Raw genomic sequence first — 571 nt, 5'->3', positions numbered from 1 at the left:
TGTTAGTCCCGTCCTTCATCGGCTCCTAGTGCCAAGGCATCCACCGTGCGCCCTTCATAACTTAACCTAAATGGTCATCCGCATCTAAGATGCGTTTCTCATTTTGTTGTTTGTTTAGACATAAATGTCTAGAAAATCACTAATTATGGTAAGCGTAAATCTCAGTGAATTACTTGTTATCAATTACGTTATCTAGTTTTCAAAGAACAACTTCTTGGTGGAGCCTAGCGGGATCGAACCGCTGACCTCCTGCGTGCAAGGCAGGCGCTCTCCCAGCTGAGCTAAGGCCCCATATGGAATTTAAGAGATGGTGGGCCTAAATGGACTCGAACCATCGACCTCACGCTTATCAGGCGTGCGCTCTAACCAGCTGAGCTATAGGCCCATCTCATAAGAATGAATAAAAGAATGTTTGTGACGTACAAAAAAGTACGCGCAAATGTTTCTTCGCTTACTCTAAGGTAAACTCACTATTCATTTAGAGGGAACAAAGTTCTCTCAAAACTAAACAAAAACCAAAAGCGTCCTCATATATTCCTTAGAAAGGAGGTGATCCAGCCGCACCTTCCGA

At 43.8% G+C, this 571-nt stretch carries 2 tRNA genes; both read right to left on the bottom strand.

Features of this window, described 5'->3' with window-relative positions:
* Window positions 1-215: 215 nt before the first annotated feature.
* Window positions 216-291 (bottom strand) — tRNA-Ala (locus tag GJU41_RS24520).
* 17 nt (window positions 292-308) lie between these two features.
* Window positions 309-385 (bottom strand) — tRNA-Ile (locus GJU41_RS24515).
* Window positions 386-571 lie beyond the last annotated feature (186 nt).

Source organism: Metabacillus idriensis, assembly GCF_009674765.1.
Classification (GTDB): domain Bacteria; phylum Bacillota; class Bacilli; order Bacillales; family Bacillaceae; genus Bacillus_P; species Bacillus_P idriensis.
This window is presented reverse-complemented; position numbering and strand designations above follow the sequence as displayed.